Source organism: Paenibacillus sp. JCM 18996, from assembly GCF_055392555.1.
In genome coordinates, this window is record NZ_AP043884.1 from 1,700,352 (window position 1) to 1,724,715 (window position 24,364).

At 49.6% G+C, this 24,364-nt stretch carries 21 protein-coding genes and 1 riboswitch; of the genes, 4 read left to right on the forward strand and 17 right to left on the reverse strand.

What is annotated here, in order from left to right; translation table 11 throughout:
- Positions 1-5: 5 nt before the first annotated feature.
- The 9 genes from ACZ5N7_RS08480 to ACZ5N7_RS08520 all read right to left on the reverse strand — a co-directional run bounded on the left by ACZ5N7_RS08480 (position 6) and on the right by ACZ5N7_RS08520 (position 11,425).
- Positions 6-1,253: a magnesium transporter gene (locus ACZ5N7_RS08480; protein ID WP_464658704.1), complete on the reverse strand. Its 1,248-nt coding sequence runs from the start codon at positions 1,251-1,253 to the stop codon at positions 6-8.
- A gap of 137 nt (positions 1,254-1,390) precedes the next feature.
- Positions 1,391-1,562: riboswitch (M-box (ykoK) riboswitch) on the reverse strand.
- Positions 1,563-1,630: 68 nt separating this feature from the next.
- Positions 1,631-2,971, reverse strand: coding sequence for a DRTGG domain-containing protein (locus ACZ5N7_RS08485; protein WP_464658705.1), 1,341 nt, complete (start codon positions 2,969-2,971; stop codon positions 1,631-1,633).
- Between the two features lie 297 nt (positions 2,972-3,268).
- Positions 3,269-4,861 carry a malate synthase A gene (gene aceB, locus ACZ5N7_RS08490; protein WP_464658707.1) on the reverse strand — a complete coding sequence of 531 codons (1,593 nt, stop codon included), beginning with the start codon at positions 4,859-4,861 and terminating at the stop codon, positions 3,269-3,271.
- 20 nt (positions 4,862-4,881) lie between these two features.
- Entirely contained in the window at positions 4,882-6,171 is a 1,290-nt protein-coding gene (aceA, locus tag ACZ5N7_RS08495; protein WP_464658708.1) for an isocitrate lyase, read from the reverse strand.
- A gap of 53 nt (positions 6,172-6,224) precedes the next feature.
- Entirely contained in the window at positions 6,225-6,380 is a 156-nt protein-coding gene (locus ACZ5N7_RS08500) for a CpXC domain-containing protein (protein WP_464658710.1), read from the reverse strand.
- A 343-nt stretch (positions 6,381-6,723) separates the two neighbouring features.
- Positions 6,724-7,608: a hypothetical protein gene (locus tag ACZ5N7_RS08505; protein WP_464658712.1), complete on the reverse strand. Its 885-nt coding sequence runs from the start codon at positions 7,606-7,608 to the stop codon at positions 6,724-6,726.
- A gap of 10 nt (positions 7,609-7,618) precedes the next feature.
- Positions 7,619-8,911 (reverse strand): ABC transporter permease, encoded by a 1,293-nt coding sequence (locus ACZ5N7_RS08510; protein WP_464658714.1) that lies wholly within the window; start codon positions 8,909-8,911, stop codon positions 7,619-7,621.
- A complete protein-coding gene (locus tag ACZ5N7_RS08515; protein ID WP_464658716.1) occupies positions 8,908-9,627 on the reverse strand; it encodes an ABC transporter ATP-binding protein in 720 nt (239 codons plus the stop codon). The genes ACZ5N7_RS08510 and ACZ5N7_RS08515 overlap by 4 nt, the downstream gene beginning before the upstream one ends.
- Positions 9,628-9,706: 79 nt before the next feature.
- Positions 9,707-11,425, reverse strand: coding sequence for an alkaline phosphatase (locus ACZ5N7_RS08520; protein ID WP_464658718.1), 1,719 nt, complete (start codon positions 11,423-11,425; stop codon positions 9,707-9,709).
- 474 nt (positions 11,426-11,899) lie between these two features.
- Between ACZ5N7_RS08520 and ACZ5N7_RS08525 the strand changes: the two genes are divergently transcribed.
- Positions 11,900-12,967, forward strand: a complete 1,068-nt coding sequence (locus tag ACZ5N7_RS08525; RefSeq protein ID WP_464658720.1) for a hypothetical protein — start codon at positions 11,900-11,902, stop codon at positions 12,965-12,967.
- Between the two features lie 176 nt (positions 12,968-13,143).
- Positions 13,144-13,419, forward strand: a complete 276-nt coding sequence (locus tag ACZ5N7_RS08530; protein ID WP_464658722.1) for a hypothetical protein — start codon at positions 13,144-13,146, stop codon at positions 13,417-13,419.
- A 247-nt stretch (positions 13,420-13,666) separates the two neighbouring features.
- Here the strand turns inward: ACZ5N7_RS08530 and ACZ5N7_RS08535 are convergent, their stop codons facing one another.
- A complete protein-coding gene (locus ACZ5N7_RS08535) occupies positions 13,667-14,422 on the reverse strand; it encodes a TrkA C-terminal domain-containing protein (RefSeq protein ID WP_464658724.1) in 756 nt (251 codons plus the stop codon).
- Between the two features lie 206 nt (positions 14,423-14,628).
- On the opposite strand from ACZ5N7_RS08535, the gene ACZ5N7_RS08540 reads away from it, so the two are divergent.
- Both ACZ5N7_RS08540 and ACZ5N7_RS08545 read left to right on the forward strand, forming a co-directional pair.
- Entirely contained in the window at positions 14,629-14,949 is a 321-nt protein-coding gene (locus tag ACZ5N7_RS08540; RefSeq protein ID WP_464658725.1) for an NIPSNAP family protein, read from the forward strand.
- Between the two features lie 130 nt (positions 14,950-15,079).
- Complete coding sequence (locus ACZ5N7_RS08545; protein WP_464658726.1) at positions 15,080-15,217, forward strand: hypothetical protein; 138 nt, start codon at positions 15,080-15,082, stop codon at positions 15,215-15,217.
- Between the two features lie 49 nt (positions 15,218-15,266).
- On the opposite strand, the gene ACZ5N7_RS08550 is transcribed toward ACZ5N7_RS08545, so the two are convergent.
- The 7 genes from ACZ5N7_RS08550 to ACZ5N7_RS08580 all read right to left on the reverse strand — a co-directional run bounded on the left by ACZ5N7_RS08550 (position 15,267) and on the right by ACZ5N7_RS08580 (position 24,280).
- Positions 15,267-17,018, reverse strand: coding sequence for a cache domain-containing sensor histidine kinase (locus tag ACZ5N7_RS08550; RefSeq protein ID WP_464658728.1), 1,752 nt, complete (start codon positions 17,016-17,018; stop codon positions 15,267-15,269).
- 27 nt (positions 17,019-17,045) lie between these two features.
- A complete protein-coding gene (locus tag ACZ5N7_RS08555; protein WP_464658730.1) occupies positions 17,046-18,656 on the reverse strand; it encodes a response regulator transcription factor in 1,611 nt (536 codons plus the stop codon).
- 206 nt (positions 18,657-18,862) lie between these two features.
- Positions 18,863-20,053 (reverse strand): Gfo/Idh/MocA family protein, encoded by a 1,191-nt coding sequence (locus ACZ5N7_RS08560; protein WP_464658731.1) that lies wholly within the window; start codon positions 20,051-20,053, stop codon positions 18,863-18,865.
- A 26-nt stretch (positions 20,054-20,079) separates the two neighbouring features.
- The gene (locus ACZ5N7_RS08565) at positions 20,080-20,901 is read right to left on the reverse strand and encodes a sugar phosphate isomerase/epimerase family protein (protein WP_464659201.1); all 822 of its coding nucleotides are present in this window, start codon (positions 20,899-20,901) and stop codon (positions 20,080-20,082) included.
- Positions 20,902-21,042: 141 nt separating this feature from the next.
- Entirely contained in the window at positions 21,043-22,341 is a 1,299-nt protein-coding gene (locus ACZ5N7_RS08570; protein ID WP_464658733.1) for an ABC transporter substrate-binding protein, read from the reverse strand.
- Between the two features lie 152 nt (positions 22,342-22,493).
- Positions 22,494-23,342: a carbohydrate ABC transporter permease gene (locus ACZ5N7_RS08575; protein ID WP_464658735.1), complete on the reverse strand. Its 849-nt coding sequence runs from the start codon at positions 23,340-23,342 to the stop codon at positions 22,494-22,496.
- Positions 23,339-24,280, reverse strand: a complete 942-nt coding sequence (locus tag ACZ5N7_RS08580) for a carbohydrate ABC transporter permease (RefSeq protein ID WP_464658737.1) — start codon at positions 24,278-24,280, stop codon at positions 23,339-23,341. Before ACZ5N7_RS08580 ends, ACZ5N7_RS08575 begins: the two co-directional genes overlap by 4 nt.
- Positions 24,281-24,364 lie beyond the last annotated feature (84 nt).

Below are 24,364 nucleotides of genomic sequence, written 5' to 3' on the forward strand. Positions count from 1 at the left end.
CCCTTCTATGCTTTTTTTCTTCTCGATTTCAGCAGGTTATATACTACATCGTTAATGACGACCGTTCCCAAAAGAACCATCCGGCCGTCTACCACCGGCACGGACAATAAATTATACTTGGATAGCGTCTCATACAAGGTGTCTAATTCTTCATCGTCCGTGACAAAGACAATCTCCCGGTTCGCGATTTCTCCCAGTATGCTGTCCGGTTCCGCCAGAATCAAATCCCTCAATGAAAGATGGGCAATCAGCTTTTCGCCTTCATCTACAATATAAAGGTCATACACGGTGTCCGACTCCGGCTTCAGCGTTCTCAGTTCCTGAATCGCCTCGCTCACTGTCGTCCGTTCAGTGAAAGCGATGAAGTCGGTCGTCATGAGACTGCCGACTGATTTCTCGGGATATTCCATGAGCTCGCGGACTTCCTCCGAGATTTCTTTCTCCATTTCATTCAATATTTCCTGCGCCTTGTCTTCATCCATTTCCTCCAAAATATCCGCCGCTTCATCAGCAGGCAGCCGCTCCAGCATCGTCGCCGCTTTATCCACGGAAAGGCTCTCGATCACGTTGATCTGGGCGTCCGTTTCAAGCTCTTCCAGCACATCGGCCGCCTTCTCTTCGTCCAAAGAAGCAAAAACTGCGAGCTGCGTGGAACGATCCAAATCCTCCAGTATGTCCGCCAGATCGGATGGATGCAGTGTGGACAGCTTCGTGTACGACTTGGAAAGCATAATGCCCTTATGCTGAAAATCGATTGTTTCCACGTCGTCCCAAAGCAGCAGCTGGCTCGGTATGCTGATCCCCAGCGGCTTCAGCATGGCTTTGAGAGGCTTTGCCGCACCCAGCCGCCTTAACAGACCTTCGAACCCGACATCCGCGGCGACCAGATAGATGCCGTCCGATAGAGCGGCAAGACGAAGGTCGTTCACCCGGACCACTTTTCTCCCGAACATATCGACGATTTGTTTATCGAGCACATGCTTGACGAGAAACAGCGTATTTTCGGCAGGTACGGCAATGTCTCTCATATTCACACATTCGATGTAATACTGCTTGCTCCTCTTCGAAATCGTGAAATCCGCAAAATCGACGATTTTTACCTTATTCGCCATTTTAAGCTTAACCGCAATCACTCGCGGCCGGACCGCGCTTACGTCGACAATGAGATCGGCCAGCTTTCCCGCCGCTTCATCCCCTGCCCATACTTTATTGCCGAGAATTCGGCTTAAATAGAATGTTTTTGCTGCCGGCATCGCGACTTCCTCCCTATCCAAGGTAGTAGTACCGGCTGCTGCATAGAGCCCTCTGCCCTTGGATTTATACTTTCTTGTCTTAGAACAAAAACCCCCTAAACAAGTTAGGGGGTGAAAACTTCAACACAAAACGAAGTCAGCATCCCCCTAGTTTAGCTTTAGCACTATACAACGTAGAGCAACTGCTTTGGCTCAGCCATGTTAAGTAAAGCCTTAATCCGGCAATACCTGTTCGACCCATTGGCGTCTTTCGACGTTTCCGGGCAATGGCCTGTGTTTGTATAGTAGCCTCGCCTAACGAGAATTTAATGTAAGACAGTAAAATAATTTTACGTCCTGTTTACTGACATGTCAAACGAATTTACTGTAAAGCCGGTTCAAGCATTGTTGATTAAACGGGCGGTAAACATCGATCTGGCAATGCAGTTCCCTTTGCTGAAAATTTCAATGTCCATTTTGCAAAACCTTCTGCTCATCTCAATTATGTTCGGCACAATATCGATGATGTCTTCCATTTGAACCGGTACGAGAAAATAATTCGCATTGCTGTCCACAATCAGGTCGCCCTTCTTATGCTCCTTGACGGTGTGATAAGCGGCGCGCATCAGCAAGGTAACGAGTACCCCTTCGGATACCATTCCGATGTAATTGGTCATCTGAGGGGAGACGGCTCCGCGAAAATACACACTCCCTTTCTCGTCCCGCATTTCCTTGAATCCCGACCAGATCATATCCTCGAAGGTCCCGCCGTTCTGCGGCTGCATTTGAATGGACTGCATCGCTTTGAGCACGTCTTTGCGGGTAATGACCCCTACCATCCGCTGCTCGGGATCCACGACCGGCAGCAGCTCTATCCCTTCCCACACCATCGTATGGGCTGCTGCGGCAGCGGAGGTCTGGGCCGTAATGGTAAGAGGGTTTTTCGTCATATAATGATCGATGATTTCGCCCGGATTCGCCGCAATGACGTCTTTGGTCGTAACTACGCCAATCGGCCGTCCAGCCCCGTCCAGCACGGGGAATCGGGTATGGCGCGTCTCTTCAACCAGATTCCGCATGTCCTCGACCGAGCTTTTTTCCCTTAAAGAAACAATGGGTGTATCCCGGCGCAAAATATCCTCGACGAGAATAATTTTCTTCCTGATCAGCCGATCGTCGATTGCGCGATTAATGAGCGTCGCCACCGAAAAAGTATCGTAAGAACAGCTGATCACGGGAAGCTCCAGTTCATCCGCCTTCCGTATTACTTCAGAACCGGGTTCGAATCCTCCTGTAATCAGAACCCCTGCGCCCTGGGTAAGAGCGTTGAACTGAGCCTTGGTGCGGTTGCCCACAATAACAAGATTACCCGGCTCGACATAACGCAGCATCGCTTCGAGCTGCATGGCGCCGATAACAAATTTGTTTAACGATTTATTCAGTCCGGCGGCTCCGCCCAGCACTTTTCCATCCACCATACTCGCGATCTCGGCAAAAGTCAGCTTGTCGATCTTCACATTCTCTTTGCGCTGCACTCGGATCGTCCCCGTTCTTCCTTTCGTGCTGACGATGCCGAGATTTTCCGCTTCCTTGATCGCCCGGTAGGCGGTGCCGTCGCTCACTTCGAGTTCCTTGGCTATTTTGCGGACGGACAACCGGGTTCCTACTTCGAGAGATTCGATATACTGAATAATTTGCTCGTGCTTGGTTACCAATTCTTCGTGATTATCTTCACTCATATAGAACACCTCAGCCAAAACTGTATTATACTGTTTCAGCCATTATAACCTAAAACAGAAAGAAAAACAGCTATTCCCGAGAATAGCTGCAAACAAACTGTATTACTCCTGTATTAGACTGTTATACAATGTCATATATAGAGGCGATAAAGGATACAGCGCGGTCTCTGTGCAGCTCCGGCATTCGCTGCCACCGTGTATAGCCGGTTCTTCGTGCGTTTCGCCACAGCTTGGGCAGTCCACCGATCTGCGGGCTGTTTCTGTACTCATCATTATCCGTCTCACTCCTTCAAGAGATTAATCCAGATACCTGTAACCCTGCAGCGTCAAAAAGTCCTCGAAATCATCGGCCGCGGTCATTTTGTCAAACAATTCGACGGCCTCGTCAAACTTTCTGTCAGACCGCTCCGCAGGCGCCGATTCGTTCTTGATCGCTTCCAGCTCCTCACTCATCATCTGACGGAATAATTCAACGGTCAATTTGCGTCCATCATCGAGAATCCCGCGCGGATGGCGGATCCATTGCCACAGCTGCGCCCTTGAAATTTCGGCTGTCGCTGCATCTTCCATCAAATTGCGGATCGGCACCGCGCCATTTCCTCTAAGCCAAGCCTCCAGGTATTGGATGCCTACGCTTATATTTGTGCGTACCCCCTGCTCCGTAATAGGTCCCTTCGGAACCTCGAGCAGCTTGGAAGCGTCTATATTAATCGAGTCAAGCTGTTTGTGAATTTGGTTCGGCGTCGGCATCGCTTCGTTGAATACGTCCATCGCCACTTTTACCAGTCCGGGATGCGCCACCCAAGTTCCGTCGTGTCCATTCCGCGCTTCGCGCAATTTGTCGTTCCGCACTTTATCCATAGCTTCTACATTAGCCTTGGGGTCGCCTTTCACCGGGATTTGGGCCGCCATACCGCCGATGCAATGCGCATTGCGCTTGTGGCAGGTCTTGATGGCAAGAAGCGAGTACGCCTCCATAAAAGGAGATTCCATTGTAACGAGGCTGCGGTCCGGCAAAATGACATCGGGCTGGTTGCGCATCTTTTTGATATAACTAAAAATATAGTCCCAGCGGCCGCAGTTCAATCCTGCCATATGCTCGCGCAGCTCGTATAAAATTTCATCCATCTCGAACGCTGCCAGGATCGTCTCGATCAGCACAGTCGCTTTAATGGTGCCTTTGGGCATCCAGAGCTCCTGCTCGGCGAACAAAAACATATCATTCCACAAGCGTGCTTCCAGATGGCTTTCCATTTTGGGCAAATAAAAGTAAGGTCCGCTGCCTTTTTCAATCAAAGTCCGAGCATTATGGAAAAAGAAGAGTCCGAAATCGAACATGCTGGCGGAAACCGGCGCTCCATCCACGTACAGATGCTTTTCTTCCATGTGCCATCCGCGGGGGCGGACTTTCAGCACAGCTGCGTCAGGCTGCAAGCTGTAGGTCTTTCCGTCGGGATTCGTGAAGCTGATCGTACCGTTAATCGCATCCCTGAGATTGATCTGACCGTCCAGCGTGTTTTCCCAAGTCGGCGAGTTCGCGTCCTCAAAATCTGACATATAAACCTTTGCTCCTGAATTGAAGGCATTAATGACCATTTTCCTGTCGCCCGCAGGGCCCGTAATTTCGACTCGGCGGTCCGTCAAATCCTGCGGAATCGGAGCAATCTTCCACTCTCCGCTCCGGATATGCCCTGTGTCGGGCAAAAAGTCGGGCAGCTCACCAGCATCTATCCTCGCCTGCCGCTCCTTCCTTAATTCCAGCAGCTTTCTGCGCTCGGGTCCGAACTGTCTTTCTAATTTTGAAACAAATTCAATCGCTTCCGGAGTAAGAATATCATCATAGCTATGTTTGCCGGCCGTTTCCTTAGTTTGTATGCCTTCACCGTACATTCTTCCATCCCCCAGTCCGATTAAAAGCTGCAGTTCATTATGAACTGTTCTTCTTCCGTTGAGCCCGATAATGCTGTTGTCGTTGAGCTTCCGCCCGCAATGATTTGCGACACCTCATCAAAATACCCCGTTCCAACCTCTCTTTGATGACGCGTTGCCTCGTAGCCGCGTACCTCACTTGCAAATTCACCCTGCTGGAACTCGGAGTAGGCGGACATGCCGCGTTCTTTATAATCCCTGGCGAGCTCGAACATGCTGTGGTTCAGAGTGTGGAAGCCTGCAAGCGTTATGAACTGGAATTTGTATCCCATCCGTCCGAGTTCTTTCTGGAAGCTCGCGATGGTTGCGTCATCCAGCTTCTTTTTCCAGTTAAACGACGGTGAACAGTTGTAGGCCAGCAATTTATCCGGATATCTTGCATGTATGGCCTCGGCAAAACGTCTCGCTTCCTCCAGATTCGGCTCGGACGTCTCGCACCAGATCATATCTGCGAAAGGAGCGTAGGCCAGGCCGCGGGAGATGGCTTGTTCAATGCCGTCATTCACATAGAAGAAGCCTTCGGGAGAGCGTTTGCCCGTCATGAAACGGTGATCGTAGTCATCCACGTCGCTCGTAAGAAGCTTTGCTCCGTTGGCATCCGTCCTTGCAATCAGCACCGTCTCCACTCCCATTACATCGGCGGCAAGCCTTGCAGCAATCAAATGACGGATCGCCTGCTGGGTCGGAAGCAGCACTTTGCCTCCCATATGTCCGCATTTTTTCTCCGAAGCGAGCTGGTCTTCAAAATGTACGGCTGCGGCACCTGCTTCAATCATGCTTTTCATCAATTCGAACACATTGAGCGTTCCCCCAAAGCCCGCTTCCGCATCGGCCACGATCGGCACGAAGAAGTCGATGTCTCCTTTCTGTTCGGCATGCTGGATTTGATCGGCGCGCTGAAGGGCCTGATTGATCCGCTTCACTACTTGCGGCACACTGTTGGCCGGATACAAGCTCTGGTCAGGATACATATGGCCGGAAAGGTTCGCGTCCGCCGCCACCTGCCAACCGCTCAGATAGATCGCTTGTAAACCCGCTTTTACCTGCTGCACCGCCTGGTTTCCTGTTAATGCGCCAAGCGCCGGTACAAAATCTTCTTCGTTCACCCGCTTCCACAGCTTCTCAGCGCCCTTCTTGGCAAGCGTATGCTCCACAAGCAGCGAACCGCGGAGCCGAAGCACATCCTCCGGAGTGTAAGGACGTTTAATTCCTGCATAGCGTTCAGAGTTCCAGCTGTCCTGCAGCATTTCCAATTGTTGTTGACGATTCATCGTAACCTCTCCTTGTAAAAAGATTTTATTTGTTAAATCGTTGAACACTTGGATCACACTTCCAGATATCCGCTTCCATTGCATCTGGGGCATACAACGTTAACCATCCTGCCGGGCGCTTCCTTATGCGTGCCTTCGCGGTCTTCCTTCTCGGCAACAAAAGCGGGACGTTCCAGTTCTCCGTTTCCTTCGCAGTTCGGGCAGTCCATACGAACACCCCCTCTCTTGTTTTATGTACTATAACAGTTGTTTATTTATGTTTTTATTATATATCACAATCTAACACTGTGCAATACTGTTTTTTAAAAATTTTATTGTTATATAATAAAGTCGTGTGAATCCGCTGATACTTCAAATAGACCAGTCTTCGGGGCGAAGTTGGCCAAGCCAATTGAACTGCCTAGCGATGTACAGGAGACTTTTACTCCTTAGTCGATTTCGCTGACAAGCGCACAAAAAGCCGTCCCAAGTGGATAAAACCACTAATAGGACGGCTCTTGTACAAGCACATTCCATACCCTTTCGCCGTTGTTTGCGCGAAGAGTACAGGCCTTACTCTTTTATTTTCTCAAAATGGGCGTCATACAGCCGGAACATCGTTTTATATCCGGATTGGTCCAACTTAATGCCGACATCCAATCTTCCGGTGATTTTAAGCGGGCCAGAAGTAAACCTCAGCTTCGTATCGTCGGGGACGAAGGCGATCATGATCTTGTTCCAATAAGATTCATCGCCATTGTCGAACGGGCATTCTGCACCCGGCTGGGGAATGATCAGAAACCAGTGCTTTTCAAAGGAAAGCACCTCGCCCATGAACCCTTTGATCTGCACCGTTTTCCCATTTAAATCCCAGAATTTGTTTGACGGAGTCGTCTGCTTGTCGTTATCGAAAAATTCAGACCACTTAATCTCATTAGAGTTTGTTGCGCCAGAGTTTGTTGCAGCGGCCGCATTTTTCTTTTCCGGCTTCACCTCCGAAACGGGTGCTTCCTTCGCCGCCGGGGCCGGGTTAACCGGCTCCGCCTCTTTACTTGCGGGGGCAGTTTTATTCTGTGGAGCAGCCGGTGCATTTGAAGGCGCTGCGGGACTTGTCCCCTTTACAGCAGGTGTTTTCTCCGCTGCCGCCGCAGATGTCTGGACAGGCGCGGGTTGCGCAGCAGAGGGAGATGCTTCGGGAACCGCCTGAGCAGCGGGTGCCGGCTTGTGGACGTCAGCTTTATTAGTCTCGCTTGGGCTCGCAGAGCTTGAAGCACTGTTTGCAGCACTGTTGCCGGCATCACTCTGTGTGGCTTTGGGCTGATTATCCGTGCCTGAAGCTTGATTGCTCTGGGCCATCGAAAATGACTGCGGGCCTTTGTCGGCAACTTCACTTTTCTTTCCGCACCCGGCCATCACAATCAAGAAAGCCAAAGCAAATATCATATGATTTCTTTTCAATACAATCACCTCAAGATCTGAACAGTTGGAGAGGATCGACCCGATACACTTTCAAAGCCGGACCCAAAGATGCCAGGGCGCCAATAATCAATGTGCCGGTGATCAGCAACCATTCGCCTGATGCGAACGTCCATGCGTCGATTTGAATACCGGAAAAGTCAAACAGAGCATCGGTGCTCAAGAAGCTCCCAATATGACCGATCACCATACCTAAAATAAGTCCTGTCGCGGTCAAAAGCAAGCCCTCCCCGATTAAAACGAGCCAAACGAATCTTCTCGACTTTCCTATCAAACGCAGCAGTCCGACATCCTTTTTCCTTTCATTCACCGCTGCTATCAGTGACAGCAGAATGGAAATTGCCGCGAGCAGGATACAAATAACGGTTACGACACTAATCACCTGGGTTCCTTTATCGACCATATTGACCACATCGGCAACCGCCTTGCTCGTATAGACCGCCTGCACGTTATCGATTTTGTCGTATTTCAATTTAATGGTCTGGGCTCCAAGCAGCGATTTCGGTTTGACCATCAGGGCGGTCACGTCTTTGTGTTCACCTTGCTGCGTGTTGTGCACAGCCCAAGCGTAGTCCAATGTCGTAAATACGGCGCGGTCGTCGGAAGTATTTAAATTAGGAAGAATGCCGACAATAGTGTAAACAAAATGGTCATGCTCGTCTTCGTCATGCCCAGCCGCATCGTGGCCAGCTGCATCCTGGCCCGCTGCATTATTGCCTGCCGCGTCATGCCCAGCCGAATCATGGCCGTCAGCGTGATGTTCTTCCCCCGCATGTCCACTCTCTTTTACCAAGCCATGTCCGCCTTTAAACGTATCCCCGACCTTAAGTCCCATCGTTTTGGCGACATAAGAGCCTACCACCGCTTCCCCCAGCTGTCCGTACAGCTTGCCTGAGGCCAGTTTGCGGTCGCCGTATCTTGTGTTAAAATAACCTGGGTCAATCCCCACGATCGGATATCCGTTGTAATTATCCCCAGTAGTCATTGCATAAGCAGCGTCAACCTGATCTTCCTTCTTCAGTTGTTCGGCGATCTCATAAGGAATATTGCCCGTCGGCGTGCCCACATGATAGAAAGTGTTCAAAGACAGCTGCGTTTTGCTGCCTTTTGCGCCGATGACAAGTTCGAAAGGTCCGTATCCTTTTTCGGCTCCATGCTCGACACCCGCGCTGCACAGCTCGAGAAAAATAATTAACGCCACTGTCACAGCCACGGAAAACACGGTAAGAAGGGAAAGCATTTTGCGGTAAATCATATTTCTCCATAAAAGATGAAGCAAACTCATCCTACCTTCTCCCCTTTACTTTCTTGATTGGAGTGTTGCTTATCCCTGTCGCTGAGGCCCAGCACATTAATGTCGGTCATGTGAACCTGTGCCGGAAAAAGCTTGGCCAAATGCAGGTCATGCGTAACGGTTATTAGCGTTGACCCTTCGGTTTCGCATAATTCGAGCAGCAAATTCATAATTTCGCCGGCTGTTTCCCAGTCCAGGCTGCCTGTCGGCTCATCAGCCAAAATAATCGGCGGATTATTGATCAAAGCGCGTATAATGGCTACCCTTTGTTGCTGGCCGCGGGAAAGCTGGGAAGGCAGATGGTTCATACGGTCCTGCAGCCCAACTTTTTCAAACCACTGATGTATCAGGTCCCGTTTTTCTTTGGCGCCTAATTTTCGCGGTAACACTAACTCCACATTTTGTTTTGCCGTCAGCGAGGAAATCAGGTGAAAATCCTGAAAAATGTACCCAACATTTGCCGCCCTGAATGCGTCGCGCTGGGATTCGGTGTACGAATGCAGAGGTTTCGAAGCAACGGCCAGTTCTCCGCGGTCCACGGCTATCACGCCTCCCAGAAGGTGTAGGAGCGTGCTTTTCCCGCATCCGCTCGGTCCGATGATTGCGATTCTTTGTCCTTTGTTAACGTTCCATTCTTTAATATCCAGGATGGGAACTTCCGTACCGTGCAAATAAAAGCTTTTCTTCATATTCGAAATCTCAATCATCACTAAACCTCCATTAGGAAAAATCGGCAGGGAAGCATGCTTCCCTGCCGATCCCAAAGAATTTTCAAACCAGGTTAAATTACTTTACAATTCTCTCCGAAAGTTTATCCCAAGTCATATTCTTGCCGGTCAATTGGTTGAACGCGTCCAGGCTCATATAGAGCGAACCGTTATCCACTTGAGCATTAATGCTGCTGTCAGCTCCGTTGAGCATCAGCTTCTTGGAATCTACGTTATACTCAAATTTGTTGCTGCCTTGTGTTAGAACGGCGCTACGTGCGGCATCGTCCCATGCTACAGTTGCTCCCAATTCCGTTGCCAATGCTCTAACCGGGAAGAGGACTGCTCCCTCACGCGAAACTTTAAACATAGGGTATAAATATTTGGCCTGCAGCTCTTGTGTAGCGGCATTCAGATCCACACCGATCACTTTTGCTCCGGATTTGGCGATATCCGTGTTGTCGATATCTCCTTTAACCAGGTCGGCAATAGGGCCGTATGCCCAAACTCCTACGTCTACCCCAGTGTGGCCATGTCCGGTCCAACCTACGGAAAGTCTCTTGGACATAACCGCATCGTAACCGCCGGCACGCTTATAGGAAGATCCGTCACCGTTCAGGATCAGGTTGACTTCGTCGTCGGACAGGTCATTGAAGCCTGTATTGTCAGCAACAATTTTTCTGATCTCGTCGGCCGTTTTGGCCTCCTGGAGCATTTTATCAATGTATTCGTAAGAGTGCTTTTCTTTGTTCCACAGATCCACATTCAATTCGTAAACATTGTTGATCCCAAGCGTCATTCCGCCTGCTTCGTGGTCGGCTGTGACAACAACGGAGGTATTGCCGTCTTTTTTGGCGAACTCCATCACCGCTTTAATCGTCGCATCCATTTCCAAAGTCTCTTGAATATTGGCAGGAAGGTCGTTGGCATGTCCGGCGTGGTCGATACGCCCTGCCTCAATCATCATGGTGAAGCCATTTTTGTTTTTGGACAGGATTTCGATCGCTTTTTGCGACATTTCCGGCAAGGAAGGCGTCTTGTCATTGCGATCCAGCACGTAAGGAATTTCGTTCATCGCGAAAATTCCAAGCGCTTTGTCGGTGTCGTTCGGGATGGCATTCAAACCGCTTTTATCATATGCCGTCTTATAACCCTTAGCTTCAAAATCGGCAATGATGGATTTATCCGTGCGCTTTCCTTTTTCTTCCTTCGTTACAAAATTTGTCTTGCCGCCGCCGAACAACACATTCACTCCGCTGTCCAGATACTGCGAGGCGATGGCATTCTGGTTGCTGCGCAGACGGACGTGAGTCGCGTACACGGAAGGTGTAGCTCCGTTAATGTTGTCGGTTGTCACAAGTCCTGTTGCTTTGCCCGCTTTGATGGAAGCTTCAATGACGGAAGCGAAAGGCTTGGCAACTTCGTTATTGGAAACACTGATTGCATTGTTGTACGTTTTATTGCCTGTCGCAAAAGCCGTACCCGCCGCTGCGGAATCCGTCACCGCACCCGATTCGGTGCTGTAAGGGCTCTGTTGCGAGTATGTAGTGGATTTCCCTACGTAAGTTCCATTATCAAACCCTTCCAGACGGTCCTTGCCCAAAAACTTTTTGGAATAATAGCGCGCAGCCGTTACTTGTGCAGGCCCCATACCGTCTCCGATGATAACAATCAAATTCTTCGAGGGAGCTTTAACCTCGGCTGCTTTGGCTACATCCTTGTACTGGGCAATGAAAGGAGCCGAAACTAAACCGAGGGCCAAACTGGAAGCCACTATAGTCTTTGTTACTTTCTTCAACGAAACAACCTCCGCTTTTTTCTATTTAATTGCTTGTCTACTTCATAAGTGTAGTTTCAATTTGTTATCGCACTATTAAAATAATGTTAAGCGGATGTTTATTAATAGATATAATGTAAAATATGTGAAAAAACTGCTCAGGTGCTGCATAAAACAATAAAACCCCGCCGGCTCCGAAAAGGCATAGGTATTTAACGGATATTTGCCGCCACTTTCAGACGCTTGGAAATTTCCAGGAAATCTTCGGCCGAAATACCTGGCGCTTTCATTTTGGGAGAGTTAAGCCATAGACGAACTTAAACTTTCTTTATGGTTAAAACAGCCTCCGACAGGAGTTTTTGTTATTCTTCTATCTATAAATTTCCAATAAAAACCATTCATAAAAAAATGAGCGGTAACTGAAAATATAAAAGGCTTCCTTCGGACTGAAAAAAAGGATATGTCCCGGAAGTACACCTATTATGGAGGAATACGATGAACTTCCAACAATCTTTCCCAACTTCAACTGGAAATCGTTCCACCGGGATCGGTTCGATCGGCAGCGGCATGTCCCAAAGCTCCTTCGGCGGACAAAGTCTAATCGGCAGCAGCATGGGCAATGCAGGTATGTCCCAGGCCGGCTACGGTCAATACAATCCGTACGTCCAGCAATACCATGCGGCTAACTATCAAGGAGACCAGCCGGGACATGATCAGGACCTGCGCGGAGATTCCACCCGTCCGGCTCAAATGGGAGGCAGCGCGTACCTTGGCCGTACCGGCTTTACGGCTGGCGTGAATCCGGACAACAGACAAGGCGTACAAAGCTCCTACGGGATGGGTCAAAGCTCTTTTGGCGGAGGCATCGGACAAAGCATTTACGGAAGCGGCCTGGGTCAAAACACTTATGGCAGCACTATGGGTAATGCCGGTATGGGCAGAAGCTCCTTCGGCATGGGCCAAAGCGTAATGGGCAGCAGCATGGGCAATGCAGTCATGTCCCAAGCCGGCTACGGCCAATTCAACCCGTACGCGCAGCAGTACCATGCGGCTAACTATCAGGGAGACCAGCCGGGACATGACCAGGACCTGCGCGGAGATTCCTCCCGTCCGGCTCAAATGGGCGGCAGTGCTTACCTGGGACGTACCGATTTTACAGCAGGCGTGAATCCGGACAACAGACAAGGAGTGCAAAGCTCCTATGGTATGAGCCAAGGCTCTTTCGGTGGACAAAGCACAATGGGCAGCTCCATGGGTAGTGCTGGTATGGGCAGAAGCTCCTTCGGCATGGGCCAAAGCGTAATGGGCAGCAGCATGGGCAATACAGGCATGTCCCAAGCCGGCTACGGCCAATTCAACCCGTACGCGCAGCAGTACCATGCGGCTAACTATCAGGGAGACCAGCCGGGACATGACCAGGACCTGCGCGGAGATTCCTCCCGTCCGGCTCAAATGGGCGGCAGTGCTTACCTGGGACGCACTGGTTTTACAGCAGGCGTGAATCCGGACAACAGACAAGGCGTACAGAGCTCCTTCGGCGGATTCTCCGGCCGAACTTTTTAATTTCAGGCTTGGCTTCAGAAAGATCAAGTTCACCATTCGAACAAAAGTCCAAGCGGACCCGAAGCGGTCCGCTTCTTCACGTTCTCCCGCATCACCACTCGCCTGTTACTGCCTGTTGCATATTTGACCGCACAATAGCGAACCTTAACGTATAGAACAGCTATGGAGGTATTTCCATGATCGAAATGAAAGTCAGATACGGCCTGTCAAATATGGACTTGAAAATCAGCAACGTCACTCCCCGTGAAACCCAAGACAGCTATGTCCTTATTACGGCATATGATGAAAATAATAATGAAATTGCCTTTGCTCTTTCCCATGAACAGGCGGAGCGTCTCGAAATCGAGCTGTATGAGGCCAACCGCCGCTGGAGAGAGCATTCCGCCAACATGTCCATCCAATATGCGGAGCCGGGAACGGAATCGAACGAGCGGATGTTCGACACTCTTTGAGTTGCACGGCGGGTGGGCAGACCTGGTTCGGCGCGTATATCGATGTTATCCCCTTGAATGCACCGCAGTTGATTTTCGTACGACAAGATTTTCAATGACGGAGACTAGCTCTTTTGCGGCTTCGCTGCCTATTTCCTTCCCGTCGGGCAGCATTTATGAAAGCAAGGATCTTGACTATACCATTTCTAACCGTACAAGCCAAGCGGCAGTCCGAATGTGAAAACATGTTCGGACTGCCTTCGTTTTACTACAACGCCGAGATATTCCCCTCATCATGAATGATGTTTTTCATTTTGTTCAGCTCGTACTTAAACGTCTTTTCTATAGTCGTCTTGTTTCCATAGATAAATAGAATATCTCCCGCTTGTATGGTCAATTTTTCGCGGTCACGTCGAATTTTTTCATCGCCTCTTTGGATAAAAAGCAGCATCATATCTTCCTCCGGAACAAAAACGTCAGCGATGTCTTTATCTGCCGATTCGGAGTCGTTATAAATATGCACTTCAGTTAGCAGATCCGTCTCCTTGATGTAAAGAATTTCTTGTATTGGCAGCTCATGGAGTTCAAAATCATCTATCATCTCCTGCTGAAATGATTTTGAGAGCATTCCGCTGATGGTTTTATTTTTGACTACAAGCAATACAAGTCCGAAAAACAAAGAAATGCCTATCATCTGAGGGATTCGAAAGCTCTGCGCCAAAATATTGCTTATGGACGAAATCACTACAGCCAGAGAGAAAGCCCCGAATAAAATGAGGAACACCGCAATTTTCCGGCGTATGGGATGCCTTAGAATCAGCTCTGATTCTTTGGTCGTAAATCCTGTGGACGTCATCATCGAAACCACTTGAAACCTGGCAATCTGGGGCTCCAGGCCGGTGGTGATCAATAACGCGATAGCAATTTCCACAACGAGGAAAATCACGGCAAAATAGATCAGGATAAAAATGAATCCTATATCGGCCCTCTCCCTTCCTTGCTGCTTTTTATGAATAATTACCATCTTTCGCCGCGGTTAAACCTCCCTTTTCTCGTGTTTTGAGATCGTATCTTGCGGCGGGCTTGTTTTTCTTAGGAAGATGGATAAAACTCCAGGATCGGGTGCCCATTTTTTTGCATTTCCTCCGGTGTTTTCATTCCCGCCAAAAGGATGTTCGATTATAATGGTTATAGCTAGCCCAACCAAATGATCGAGAGGGGTAATGTTTCATGCTTTACGAGCTCCGTATTTACCACATGCACCCAGGCAGAATGCAAGCGATCAACGACCGCTTTGCGAATTTCACTTTGGGTATTTTCGCCAAGCACGGGATGCGTGTAACCGAGTTTTGGGAAGATATCGACCCTGATCACAACCGGCTTTACTATATCATGGAATTCGCTGACATGGAAGCGCGCGACCGCGGGTTTGAAGCTTTCCGCAGCGACCCGGAGTGGCAGAAAGTGAAGAGCGAGTCGGAACAAGACGGCCCGATCGTGGAAAAGGTGGAAAGTATCTTCCTGAAGAGAGCATCTTATTTTCCACAATAGTCGGGGCTTTATTTACCCTTTTTGTTCTTAAGGAAAACATGAAAGCCAGGCAGGTCTTTTATATGGTATAAAAAGCGGACCTTTTTCAAACATTATAATTGTAGATTGATGACGGAGGGAGGAATGCGGAATGGCAAATCGACAAAAAGACTCCAAGATGCAGCAGCAGCAGGAAAAGGAAAATATAAACCGCCACAGAGGCGAGGACACCAACGGTGACGGTAATATTGACAAAAAACTGGATGGTCCCAATTTTCCTGCCGATTAGTATAGCAGTTTCACAGAAGCCCGCCCTTGTCAGGGCGGGATTTTTTCGTTCAAGCGCGGTTGCGATCCTCCTCCATCTCCCTGCTGAGGAGAGCGGGCAGACGAAGGAGCACCGTCACTCCGTTCCCAATGTCGTTATTTCTAATCTCCAGCTCGTACACCCCTTCAAAAAAGGCCTCGAACCGTTCCCTCACGTTGCGGATGCCGTATCCGCCGGTACTTCGTTTCTTTGCTTCATCCCAGTTCGGTTTAAGCCCGACGCCGTTATCCGAGATGCGGACAGCGACCATTCCGTCTTCCTCCGCAGCTTTAATCTCTATCCGGCCTTCTTTTCTCCCGGTAAAGCCGTGCATGACCGCATTTTCCACAAATGGCTGCAGTGTCATCTTGGGGATAAAAAAATGCTGCAGCTGTTCCGGCACGTCGATCTCTACCGTCAGCCCTTCTTCCCAGCGCAGCTGCTGGATTTTCAGGTAACATTCCGTGTGCAGCAGCTCTTCACGCAGTGTAATCAGGCTCTCCCCGTTGGACAGTCCGATCCGGAACATTGTACCCATCAACTCAAGGATCCTGCTCATCCGGTCCTGTCCCGCTTCGATGGCCATCCAGTTCAGCTGGTCGAGTGTGTTGTACAGAAAATGCGGATTAATCATCGCTTGCAGCGCTTTTATCTCGGCGCTGCGCTGACGCTTATACTGGTCCTCCAGTGACACATACAGCTGCTGGATCCGGTCGATCAGCTTCCTGTAGCCGGAGAAAAGGACACCGAATTCGTTCCGGTAATCCTCCGGCAAATTGATTTTTTTCGCGCTGCCCGAGTATCTGCCCATCTCCGCCAGCAAAAGGCGGATGGGCTTGAGGAACTGGTTTGAAAAAAGTAAAGTGAATAACATGGAAATGACCACAGCAGATGCTCCTGCAGCCGCCAAAACAACCGCCGTACGCACGCTGCCCTGCGTAATCTGTGCCCAAGGCGTAAGCTCGACAAGAATCCAGCTGCCGTTAAAATGTTTGGCCCAGACGAGCAGATGCTCTTCCGCCTGTGGCTTGCTAATTTTCAGATAACCGGACGTGTCGTGCATGTTTGACAAATATTCCGCGATTTTCTGTTCGATAAATGGGTCGCCGACCAAGGTGAGAATCCGGCCGCCCGAGTCCAGCAAAATCCGGTTTACCCCCGGCCTCTCCCCGCTTATCAAATTTTGGATGGCGGACGCCTTCAAGTTCAGCACCAGAATGCCGCGATAATCACCCGCTTCGGAATATACCTTTCTTGCGAAGCTTATCACGGGAATTTCTCCGTTGAAAGATTTGATCCTATGCTCACCCAGCCAGGCGAAATCCGCGTTCTCGATGGAACCGTACCATGGTTCATCCGGAGTTTTTTCATTATCGATAAATACCACCGGCCCTAGCGTGTCCGATGGAATTTCATGGTTGGTGTAATAATGGATAGACTGAATGACAGGTGTCGCATTGACGATGTTCATCAGGAACGACTTCAACTCTTCTCTTTTCCGATAATCCGCATAGGGGTCGCCGCTTCCTCCGGCGTATTCCGTTAAAACCGCATTCCGCGCGGCGGCAAGCGAAATATTTTCGACCGAACGCATCTGGATTTCGACTTTATTATACAGTTCGCCGAGTAAAGACTGCTGGTAGAAAGATGTATTCCTGGTGGTTTCCCGGGTCGACAGTGTATAGCTCAAACCGATGACCACAGCCAGCAGAATGACCAAAAAACCCGAGAAGCCGCCGTACAGCAAGTAATCTATCCGGTGCTTTTTGAAGATGTTTTTCACCTGCCACCCGCTCCCCGCTGCACCCTGTTATCTGCTCACATCGGCAGGTGTAACGCCAAAATACTTTTTAAAGGTCGTACTGAAATAAGGAATGTTCCGGTAGCCTACGCAGTCCGCGATTTCATAAATTTTAAGCTTTCCTTCGAGAAGCAGTCCCTTGGCTTTTTCCATCCTTACGCGGACGATGTAGTTGTTGATCGTTTCCCCAGTCGCGTTCTTAAAAATTTGGCACAGGTAATTCCGTGACAGGACTACGTGCTCGGCCAGTTCTGCGATCGTCAGCTCCCTGTCGTAGTTCTCATGGATATATTGCTTGATAAAATCTACAGTCCGCTTATGCTTCATATTTTCCTGCCAGTGCCGGTTGTTGAAGATTCCGCTGACTTTCTCTTTTAACCAATGCTCCAATTGATCCGCCGTGCTGATCCGGTTTAGCTCAAATTCCATCTGCTCTTCCGGATAAATATCCTCCAGCCGTATTTCCTCGTCATTCAAAGCATACCGCAAAATGGCCCAAAACTGGCCGCCGATCTTCTGCAACTGCCCGGAGCTGTGTGTCCTGCCGTATTTCAGACCGCTGACATATCTGTCAATGATTTTTTCGGCGTTTCTTCCCTGGGTATTTTTAATGTCCTCAATCAGTTGATGATAAAATCTCATCGGCTTCAAAGAAGCCGGGTTTACCTGGCCGGGCAGCTCGGGAGAACGATAATATTCGTACGGCTCAGATGAAAGTATGCCAGGCGCTTCTTCCGACAGAAACTGGAACGCTTCCTCCAGCGAATCGGACAGTGCCGCCCAGCTTTCTTTCAAGCCGCCTATGCCGATTCGTATTTTGATATTGAGATAATTATGCACGGATTCTGTAATCCGTTTAGCTGTTTTCCTCAACTCCTGAATCAATTCTTCATAATCGGCCGATTTCTTGAAATGCAGTATGACCGCCGATTGATAACCGTGCAGCTCGACATAATCGAAACAGGCGTTCTCAGCCTGCAAAATTTCCTGGATGATATTATGAATAGCAAACCGGAACAAATAGCGGTCAGACGCGCGCACGTTAGAAATTCGGGGCGTTCTCGCAATTTCCATTCCAAGCACAAGATGATTGCACGGTTCATCGTCCGGGAACAGCAGATCATTGCGGTTTTCGCTTTCCCACGTCCCGATAATCGCCGTTTTCAGCTGTTCCTTTCGCACGAAAGGTTCGTAAAGCATCAACTTATCGCGCAGCTTCTCCTGATCTGCTTTCTTTTTGTTTTGTTCTTCCAAATCGCCGATTACCCGCAGCAGTACTTCCCGAATAGTCAGCTTGGAAACCGGCTTGGATAAGTAATCATCCACGTTCAACCGCAGAGCTTTACGGGCGAATTCAAAGTCCGAATAGCCGCTGTGGATCACTATCTTGCCGGCGTACTGCTCCTCACGCAAAATTTCAATCATTTTGAGCCCGTCCATAATGGGCATATAAACATCGGTAATGATGATATCAGGCTGTGTTTGACGCACGAGTTCCAGTCCTTCTGCTCCAGACATGCTTTCCCCTGCCCAGACGGCGCGGATCTCTTCCCAGGGAATAACCTGTTTCATGCCTTTGAGTACTTGTCTGTCATCATCGATGATTACAATTTTCCACATACGAACCGCTCCTTCGGCAAAAATGGGGCGAATTTTCCGGCTATCGACGAAAACATGCGATTGTAAGCGCTGGTATTTGTAGTATTAAGTCAAATCATACACGAATGTGCGGGGGATGTCGATGATCAGGGCAGCACGCCGCAGTCCGCAAATGGCCAACAAGCCGACATTATCATCGATAATGGCGGCTTGCTTAAAGCTTTGGATCAAGCTTTGGAGAAAGATTGGGCGATATCCGTTTCCACCGGTTCCTGTATTTTCTTCACAAATTTGGAGTTTTTGATGAGCTCTTTCAGGAGGCTCTCATATTCATCGGCATCGAACGGAACATCGACCATCCGTTTGGTGAAAGAAGAAAGCATGATGCCGTTGCCGATGGTTAGCCCCTTAATGCCCTCGGTGCCTTCTGCGATCAGCTCTCCTCCTCCGTTCAGCACGACCTTGACGAATTTATCAGCCACTACATCATGGCCATTCGGTACATTGGTATTCACCGGAATTTCCGTGTACCAGGTTTCGACATTGCCGAAGCCCTCTTTGGTTTCCTGCAGATACTTCAGCATTGACATGCGATTCTTGTATAGAACGAGCTTCTCATTCTCGTAGACAAGCTTACCGTGCTCCCCGATCACTTCAAAACGGTTGGTGCCCGGAGTCTCGGCCGTCGTTACGATAAAATGTCCGATCATGCCGTTATCATGCTCAAAGTAGGCCGTTACCTCATCTTCAACTTCAATGTTGTGGTATTTGCCGATGTGGGCATGGCCGCTGATGCGGGCAGGCATCCCGAACAGCCATTGATACATATCCAGATTATGCGGGCATTGGTTTGTCAGAATGCCTCCGCCCTCTCCGGACCAGGTAGCGCGCCAGCCTCCGCTATCATAGTAAGCCTGGGAGCGGAACCATGCCGTATTGATCCAGGTCACCCTCGTCAATTGGCCGAGCTCGCCGCTCGAGATAATATCCTTCATTTTCTTATAGAAAGGAAGGGTACGTTCCTGGAACATCATGCCGAAAATGAGATTTGGATTTTTTGCTTTCGCCTGCTCATAGGCGTCGATGGTTTTCTGCGCGTCGTTTACATGGACCGCGAGCGGCTTTTCGCACAGCACATGCAGACCGCGGTTGAACGCCTCTACGGTGAGCGGAGTATGGTAATAGTGCGGTGTGGCAATAATGACAGCCTCCAGCCCGGATTTGTCGAGCAGCTCGTTGTAGTCGTAATAGGCCGTAGTGTTCGCTTCCGCCGCATAGGTGTCCGCTTTCTCTTTCACGACATCGCAGACACCGACGAGTTCGACGTTATCCATCGTTCCAAGATACCGTATGTGGCGGTTGCCGCCGATATTTCCGAGTCCGATCAGGCCGATTTTCAGTTTCCGGTTGGCATCCATTGTTCAGCTCTCCTTTGGTTAATTTCTTAATTCCAGACAATACCTTCCGCATCGAGCAGCTTTTTCAGCGCCTGGACGGCGCGGACGAACCGGCCTGGATTATCGAGATCCGGCAGATAGTTATGCAGATGCGGCTCAATGGAAAGAAAGCCCGAAAACCCGCTGTCCTTCAAGCTGCGGATGAATGGAGCGAGCTCCCCGTCCCCTTCCCCAGCCGGAACAAACATGCGCTCTTCGCCCAATGCGTCCTTGACATGCACGTATTCCAGGTATGGCTGCAGCTTGGGCAGAGCCTGGGAAACCGGCTTCACCCCGTTCATTACGAAGTTGCCGGGATCAAAGGCGAGACGCAGCCGCGGGCTGCTGCAAGACTCGAGAAGATCCAGGCAGCGGTCGTCGATGTCGCCGTACACATGGCTTTCATTTTCCAGCAGCAGCGTCACCCCGTAAACTTCAGCTGCGTCAATCAGCTGCTTCATGCGGGAGATCACTTCATCCCTGTAGACAGCCGGCTGTTCCCCTTCGGGCATAAAATAAGAAAAAACGCGTATGTAAGGGGCCGACAGATAGCCCGCGATTTCGCAGGCCCGCTTGATATTGCCGAGCTCAACCGAGAAATCATCCCGGATTCCGTATTTGCCCACCGGGGATCCGATGGAAGAAACGCTGAAATTACGCGAATTGAGCCGCTCCTTGACCTGTTTCAATTCTTCGTCCGTCAGCTTGAGCACATTTTTTTCGTTTACTCCGCGGAATTCGATATGTGAAATACCCTCGGACTCCAGTACATTCATCTGCTCCTCGAGATGAGGAGAAATCTCATCCGCAAAACCGGTTAAGGTCACCATCACAAACACCCAGCTCCCAATTAATTTTAAGGTAACGATCCCCCGATCAGCTTGTAACCGCCTCAAAGGGGATCGAGCGTTAACCTTTTACAACCCTATATAGTGATCTTTAATTGAAGATTAAAGTCTTTCAGCTACGTGTTACTTCTCGTATTCCTTCGCTTTCTTCTTCAAATCCTCAAAGGACTGGTCAGCGGTGGATTTACCGAACATGAGCGCTTCAGAGATGGCTTTGAAATCTTTGGTCTCGAAATTGTTCCAGCCTTTGGCTCCCGGGTTGAACTGCTGCGCACCTGCTTTCGCCTTCTCGATCATTTCCACCGTCAATTTGTCGGCGGCGGTGAATTTCGGCTGCAGGCTGGAGACGATTTTGTTCGACACCGGGATTCCGCGAGTTGTGCCGGCAATTTCTGCGACCTCCGGATCATTGATAAACCATTCAATGAACTTCTTGGCCTCTTCCTTATTCTTTGAATCCTGGCTTACCCCGAAGAAGAAGGTCGACTTCAACCAGCCACCGCCCTGCTGGCCCTTCGGAATTGCCGCAACACCGATGCTGCCCGGCTTCAAGCTGTCCCAAGAAGAAGCCTGCGCCGCGTGAGCCGCTCTAAAGATCACTTTCCCCGTCACCATCAAGTCCAGCTTCGGATCCAATTCTTTATCGGATACGGCAATATCCGCCGGAGGAACAATACCCTGTTTGCGGAAGTCATCGAAAATCTTCACCCATTCCAGCCAAGTGTCCCTGTCCCAATTGAATTTACCATCCATAGTAATCGGGTGCCCTTTGCCCTTGCTCAGCTGGTAGGAGGAATAAAGGCCGCGATTGTTCGTTCCATCCATCATAACGTATTGATCCTTACCCACCTTGGATTTGATGTCTTTGACAAGTTGGAAGAACTCATCCCAGGTGATATCGTTCTTCAGTTGGAATCCAAGCTTTTCCAACGCAGACTTGTCATAAACGAGTCCCCAGGCGTTCTTGCCGAGCGGGACTGTGGTCTGCTTGTCCTTGTATTTCCCCTCTGCCAACAGGCCGGCGTCGACATCCTTCACATTGACGCTGCTCAGATCCGCCAATTGGCCCCTAGCATTCCAATCGGCAAGCCAAGCTGCATCCATCTGCATAATATCCGGCGCGTTTTTGGCCGCTGCCTGCGTCGTCAATTTGTCAATGTAGCCGTCCCATCCGGAATATTCGGGCTCAAATGTGATATTGGGATTCTTCTTGGTGTAAAGGTCAAGGATCTTCAGCGTGGCATCGTGTCTTGACTGAGCGCCCCACCAGGTAATACGGAGCTTAACCGGTTTGCTGCCTGCTGCTGACGCATCGCCGGCTTTGGTTTCTGCCGGTTTCGCAGCGCCGCCGCAGCCTGTCAAGGAAAGGCCGAGCATGGCTGTAATAACCGTAAGAACCAGTTTGTTTCGCTTTGCTGTCATATTTTCAATCCCCTTTTCTCTGCTTGTACAGAATTGATTATTTTAACGATAAACGAAGTATAAATTCGCTTAAGCGAAATGAGACTTCTTTTATCAGTGAACCCTGCCTAAAAGTCGCCCATCCCGGAAATCGCCTCGTAAGATTGGGCATCTTATCCCTTGATACCCGTAGTTGCGATCCCTTCCACAAAGTGCTTTTGCGCAATGAAGAAGATAATGGTAGACGGGATGACGGATACGAGCCCCATAGCCAAAAGCTGGCCCCATGCCTGGGCGGATTGGGAGTCGTTGAACATGCGGAGCGCGAGTCCCACCGTATATTTGTCGACAGAGTTGATAAACAGCAGATGTCCGAAGAAATCATCCCAGTTCCAGAGGAAGCAGTAGATCATCACAGTCACCAACGCCGGTTTCATCAATGGCATGATGATTCTCCAGTAAATTCCGAACCAGCTGCAGCCATCCATTTTTGCCGATTCATCCAGCTCGCGCGGAATTCCCCGTATAAACTGCACAAGCAGGAAGACGAAGAAGGTCCCGCCTGCGCCTGCAGCCAGCAGATGCGGCACATAAAAAGGCAGATACGTGTTGACCCATCCGAATTTATGGAATAAAGAGTACTGCGGGATAATCGTAACCTGCCCCGGCAGCATAAGAGTCAGCATCAGAATGGAGAACCAGAAGTTTTTGAGCGGGAAGTCGAGCCTGGCGAAACCGAACGCAACCAGACTGCAGGAAATCACCGTTGTGAACAAAATCCCGATTTCAAGCTGAAAATTGTTGATGTAAAAATCTGTGAACGAATGCCCGGGTATGGCGTGCCAGCCCTGAGTAAAGTTGCTCCACCTGGGCATGGTCGGGAACAGGCCGGGCAGACTGAGTTCCTCGTTCGATTTCAAGGATGCCCCTATCCACCAAATGACCGGATAGATCATAATGAGGCTCATGGCAGCAAGCAGAAGATGGCGGCTTATATTTTTACGCTTGAGCGCATTCATCATTTACTCTTGCCCCCTTCCGATTCATAGAAAACCCAGTATTTGGAGGTTAAAAAAATAAGAGAGGTTGATGCCACGATAATCAACAGCATGATCCAGGCGAGACCTGAAGCGTAGCCCATCTGAAGCTGGCTGAAGGCCCGCTCGTATAGATAAAGGGCATACACGTAGGTAGCATTCATCGGTCCGCCTTCTGTAATAATCATCGCCGGTGTAAACATTTGAAAAGCCGAAATGATTCCCATTACAAGATTGAAATAGATAGTAGGGGATAGCATTGGGAGCGTTATGTTGAAAAACTGCCTCACTTTACCGGCTCCGTCTACTGAAGATGCTTCATACAGATCGTTAGGGATTTGTTTGAGGCCTGCAAGGAAAATGACCATAGCCGAACCGAACTGCCAGACCACAAGTAAAACCAAAGTCCATAACGCAGTATTTGGATTTGTCACCCATCCGGTGCCTTCGATGCCCAAATAGCCGAGCAGGTGATTGATGTATCCTGTCTTGCCGAAAATATTTTTCCACAGCAGGGATACGGCGATGCTTCCTCCGATCATGGAGGGAAAGTAGATTGCGGTGCGGTATGCCGACATGCCCTTTAGGCTTTTGGCCAGCAGGATGGCAATGAACAGAGCGGCAACCAATCTCAGCGGGACGGAGCCCAATACGTAGAGAAACGTAACTTTTACGGATTGAATGAATCTGTCGTCCGTCGTTACAATCTTTTGGTAATTCCGCAATCCTACCCAGCTCGGTTCCTCAAGCAAAGAGAAATCGGTAAACGAATAGTAAAGGGATTGGATCATCGGGTAAAGGGTCAACGTAAAAAATCCAAGCAGCCAGGGGGAGATAAACAAATATCCGGCAATGGGTGAATCCCAACGTTTCAGCTTGACGGCTTTACTTTTAGCTACCCGCATTGTTGTAAGGGCTTCCATTCTGGAGATCACCTCGTTTGTCTTTTTATTTCATTATAGAATCGATCGGGCAGCATGCCTATAAGGTTAGATTCCGATTTCTTT

Bases quoted from the DNA above. Each gene is read 5' to 3' on its own strand.
- ACZ5N7_RS08480 (WP_464658704.1), bottom strand. From the start codon at position 1,253: ATGCCGGCAGCAAAAACATTCTATTTAAGCCGAATTCTCGGCAATAAA.
- ACZ5N7_RS08545 (WP_464658726.1), top strand. From the start codon at position 15,080: ATGGCAAATCGACAAAAAGACTCCAAGATGCAGCAGCAGCAGGAAAAG.
- ACZ5N7_RS08555 (WP_464658730.1), bottom strand. From the start codon at position 18,656: ATGTGGAAAATTGTAATCATCGATGATGACAGACAAGTACTCAAAGGC.
- ACZ5N7_RS08580 (WP_464658737.1), bottom strand. From the start codon at position 24,280: ATGGAAGCCCTTACAACAATGCGGGTAGCTAAAAGTAAAGCCGTCAAG.
- ACZ5N7_RS08575 (WP_464658735.1), bottom strand. From the start codon at position 23,342: ATGATGAATGCGCTCAAGCGTAAAAATATAAGCCGCCATCTTCTGCTT.
- ACZ5N7_RS08500 (WP_464658710.1), bottom strand. From the start codon at position 6,380: ATGGACTGCCCGAACTGCGAAGGAAACGGAGAACTGGAACGTCCCGCT.
- ACZ5N7_RS08485 (WP_464658705.1), bottom strand. From the start codon at position 2,971: ATGAGTGAAGATAATCACGAAGAATTGGTAACCAAGCACGAGCAAATT.
- ACZ5N7_RS08535 (WP_464658724.1), bottom strand. From the start codon at position 14,422: ATGGTAATTATTCATAAAAAGCAGCAAGGAAGGGAGAGGGCCGATATA.
- ACZ5N7_RS08530 (WP_464658722.1), top strand. From the start codon at position 13,144: ATGATCGAAATGAAAGTCAGATACGGCCTGTCAAATATGGACTTGAAA.
- ACZ5N7_RS08515 (WP_464658716.1), bottom strand. From the start codon at position 9,627: ATGATTGAGATTTCGAATATGAAGAAAAGCTTTTATTTGCACGGTACG.
- ACZ5N7_RS08525 (WP_464658720.1), top strand. From the start codon at position 11,900: ATGAACTTCCAACAATCTTTCCCAACTTCAACTGGAAATCGTTCCACC.
- aceB (WP_464658707.1), bottom strand. From the start codon at position 4,861: ATGTACGGTGAAGGCATACAAACTAAGGAAACGGCCGGCAAACATAGC.
- ACZ5N7_RS08510 (WP_464658714.1), bottom strand. From the start codon at position 8,911: ATGAGTTTGCTTCATCTTTTATGGAGAAATATGATTTACCGCAAAATG.
- ACZ5N7_RS08570 (WP_464658733.1), bottom strand. From the start codon at position 22,341: ATGACAGCAAAGCGAAACAAACTGGTTCTTACGGTTATTACAGCCATG.
- ACZ5N7_RS08560 (WP_464658731.1), bottom strand. From the start codon at position 20,053: ATGGATGCCAACCGGAAACTGAAAATCGGCCTGATCGGACTCGGAAAT.
- ACZ5N7_RS08540 (WP_464658725.1), top strand. From the start codon at position 14,629: ATGCTTTACGAGCTCCGTATTTACCACATGCACCCAGGCAGAATGCAA.
- ACZ5N7_RS08565 (WP_464659201.1), bottom strand. From the start codon at position 20,901: ATGGTGACCTTAACCGGTTTTGCGGATGAGATTTCTCCTCATCTCGAG.
- aceA (WP_464658708.1), bottom strand. From the start codon at position 6,171: ATGAATCGTCAACAACAATTGGAAATGCTGCAGGACAGCTGGAACTCT.